Consider the following 3,072-nt stretch of genomic DNA (forward strand, 5'->3'; position numbering starts at 1 on the left):
ACCTGCCCGTGCCCGTCCCGGACCTCCCGGTCCCCGACCTCCCGGTTCCGGACCTGCCCGTGCCCGTCCCGGACCTCCCGGTTCCGGACCTCCCGGTCCCCGACCTGCCCGTGCCCGTCCCGGACCTGCCGGTCCCGGGTCTGCTCTGACCCCCTGAGCTGCTGGGGCGCCGACGGGGCCCGGCCACCACGGCCGGGCCCCGTCACTTTCCGAGCTCAGGTGACGCGGCCGGCGAGCACCTCGGCGAGGTCGAACGGCACGGGCTCCTCCAGCTGGTCGTAGCCGCACGAGAGCGGGTCGCGGTCGGGCCGCCAGCGCACGAACTGGGCGGTGTGCCGGAAGCGGAAGCCCTCCATGTAGTCGTAGCGCACCTCCACCACCCGCTCCGGCCGCAGCGGCACGAACGACAGGTCCTTGGTGGCGTTCCAGCGGCTCCCCGCCTGGCCCCGGTGCTCCTCCGCCATCGACTCGGCCCACGACCAGGGGTGGTCGGCCATGTCCGCCACCAGGGGCTGGAGCTCGGCGAACAGCTCCCGCCGGCGGGCCATCGGGAACGCCCCCACCACGCCCACCGACACCAGCAGCGGCTCGGCCTCGTGGTCCGACGCCGGCGCTCGGGGGTGGGCCGGATCGTCGTAGAGGCCCAGCAGCAGCGACCCGACGGCGTCGGCCTCCCGCTTGTGCACCCGGTAGCCGGCGACCACGCAGTCGGCCGTCCGCACGTGCTTCACCTTCTCCATCACCCGCTTGTTGGGCTGGTAGGTGACGTCGGGCGACTTGGCGATCAGGCCGTCGAGCCCGGCCCCCTCGAACTGCTGGAACCACTTGCCCGCCAGGTCGACGTCGCGGGTCACCGGCGTCAGCCGCACGCTCGCCCCCGGCACCGACCCCGGCCCCAGCGCCTCCTCCAGGCGGGCGCGGCGCGCGGCGAACGGCAGGTCCATGAACGACTCGTCGCCCAGGGCCAGCAGGTCGAACGCCACGAACGTCGCCGGCGTCTTCTCGGACAGCATGTGCACCCGGCTGGCGGCGGGGTGGATGCGCTGCTGCAGGGCCCAGAAGTCGAGCCCGTCGTCGCCGGGCACCACGATCTCGCCGTCGACGACGCAGCGCTCCGGCAGCTCCTCGAGGAACGCCGCCACCAGCTCGGGGAAGTAGCGGGTCATGGGCCGCTCGTTGCGGCTGCCGATCTCCACCTCGTCGCCGTCACGGAACACGATCGACCGGAACCCGTCCCACTTGGGCTCGTAGATCCGGTCGGCCGGGATGCCGGCGACGGGCTTGGCCAGCATCGGCGCGACCGGCGGCATGACGGGCAGGTCCACGCCGCGGACCCTACGAGATCAACCCCCCGACAGCACCGACATGACGTTGCCGGCCGGGTCCCGGAACCAGGCGATGTCGGGGCCCTGACCCCGCATGATGCCCTTCGCGTCCTGGGGCGAGCCGTCGTAGTGCTCGAAGGTGACGCCCTTGGTGGTGAGCTCGTCGACGGTGGCCTCGACGTCGTCGACCGGGAAGTTGAGGACCGTGAACTCGGCGGGCACGTGGTTCGGCTTGGGGTACGCGAGCACCTCGGCCCCGCCGCCGAGGTGGAGGCTCAGCATCCCGTTCTCCTCCGACACCTCCAGGCCGAGGGTGTCGGCGTAGAACTTCCTGGCCGCCTCCACGTCGTCGACGGAGAAGCCGCTGAACGCTTTCGTGTTCTTGAACATGGACATAGGACCTCGCCCCTACCCGAAACTCATCGGCATGATGGGGCATCGCTGACATCCTCCGTGTCGTCGTCCTGTCGGACACCCACCTGCACGCCGACCTCTCCAAGCTGCCCGGCCCGGTGTGGGACCACGTCGACGAGGCCGACGTCGTGCTGCACGCCGGCGACGTCGTGACCGGTGACCTCCTCGACGAGATCCGGGCCCGGCGGCCGCTCCACGCCGTGCTCGGCAACAACGACCACACCCTGGTCGGGCAGCTCCCCGACCGGCTGGAGGTCGACCTGGCGGGGCTGCGGGTCGGCATGGTGCACGACTCGGGTGCGAGGGACGGCCGGGCGGCCCGGGTGCGGCGCTGGTTCCCCGAGGCCGGGCTCGTGGTGTTCGGCCACAGCCACGACCCGGTCGACGAGCCGGGCGTCGACGGTCAGCGCCTGTTCAACCCCGGCTCCGCGGTCCAGCGTCGCCGCCAGCCCTGCCGCACGCTGGGCCGCCTCGAGATCGCCGGTGGCCACCTCGCGTCGCACCGCATCGTCCCCCTGCCCTGATTTTCGGGAAGGTCAGGTGACGGCGCCGCGGGCGATCAGGCGCACGCCGAAGCGCAGCAGCTCCTCGGAGCCGTTGACCAGCAGGTGGCGGGCGGCGGCGGGCCCGAGGGCCTCGCCCACCTCGGCGGCCCGGCGCTCCTGGTCCTGCGGGGCCACGGCCTGGACGATGTTGGCGCCAAGGTAGCCCTGCAGCACCTCGAGCGCCCCCACGATCTGGCGCTTCGACGCCCCGACCTCCCGCAGCGCCAGCGCCAGCGCCTTCGTCACCCGGCCGGCGTGCTCGCCCAGGGGCGGCCGGGCGACGTACTCGGCCGCCAGGCCCGGGCGGCGCAGCACCGCGGTCCGCACCCGGGCGTGCAGCTCGACGATCCGGTCGTCCCAGCGGCCCTCGGTCGGCACCTCCACGTCGGCCAGGGCCAGGTCGGTCAGGGCGTCGACCAGGGCGGCCCGGTTGGGGAAGTGGCGGTAGAGGGCCATCGGGTCGCAGCCGAGGGCCTGGGCCACCGCCCGCATAGTCAGGGGTCCCGACTCGGCGACGGTGAGCGCCGCGGCGGCGATGCTGTGGGCCGTCAGCCGCCCCGGCGCTCCCACGTCGGCTGCTCCTACCGGTGGGCGGCGGCGAGCGCCCGGCCCGCCAGTGCCACCGCGTCGGGATCGTGGGTCTGGAACGGCATGTTCACGACGATGCCGTCGATGCCCAGGGCCAGCAGGTTCGACGCCTGCTCGGTCACCTCGTCGGGCGAGCCGACGAAGAAGCGGGGCAGGACCTTGCGCAGCTCGTCGATGTCGTCGAGCGGCAGGGTCGAGGC

Annotated in this window: 5 protein-coding genes; 1 reads left to right on the forward strand and 4 read right to left on the reverse strand. The window is 73.3% G+C overall.

Annotated elements, in window-relative coordinates:
- Positions 1–215 precede the first annotated feature (215 nt).
- Both VK611_18960 and VK611_18965 read right to left on the reverse strand, forming a co-directional pair.
- Positions 216–1,325 (reverse strand): ATP-dependent DNA ligase, encoded by a 1,110-nt coding sequence (locus tag VK611_18960; GenBank protein ID HMG43418.1) that lies wholly within the window; start codon positions 1,323–1,325, stop codon positions 216–218.
- Positions 1,326–1,343: 18 nt separating this feature from the next.
- Entirely contained in the window at positions 1,344–1,721 is a 378-nt protein-coding gene (locus VK611_18965; GenBank protein HMG43419.1) for a VOC family protein, read from the reverse strand.
- A gap of 50 nt (positions 1,722–1,771) precedes the next feature.
- Between VK611_18965 and VK611_18970 the strand changes: the two genes are divergently transcribed.
- Positions 1,772–2,263: a metallophosphoesterase family protein gene (locus VK611_18970; GenBank protein HMG43420.1), complete on the forward strand. Its 492-nt coding sequence runs from the start codon at positions 1,772–1,774 to the stop codon at positions 2,261–2,263.
- A 12-nt stretch (positions 2,264–2,275) separates the two neighbouring features.
- Here the strand turns inward: VK611_18970 and VK611_18975 are convergent, their stop codons facing one another.
- Together VK611_18975 and VK611_18980 are read right to left on the reverse strand one after the other, a co-directional pair.
- Positions 2,276–2,854, reverse strand: a complete 579-nt coding sequence (locus VK611_18975; GenBank protein HMG43421.1) for a TetR family transcriptional regulator — start codon at positions 2,852–2,854, stop codon at positions 2,276–2,278.
- An 11-nt stretch (positions 2,855–2,865) separates the two neighbouring features.
- A partial coding sequence (locus VK611_18980) for a hypothetical protein (GenBank protein HMG43422.1) occupies positions 2,866–3,072 on the reverse strand: 207 nt, incomplete at its 5' end.

The sequence above is a fragment of the Acidimicrobiales bacterium genome (assembly GCA_035316325.1).
Lineage (GTDB): Bacteria > Actinomycetota > Acidimicrobiia > Acidimicrobiales > VFJN01 > DASXTK01.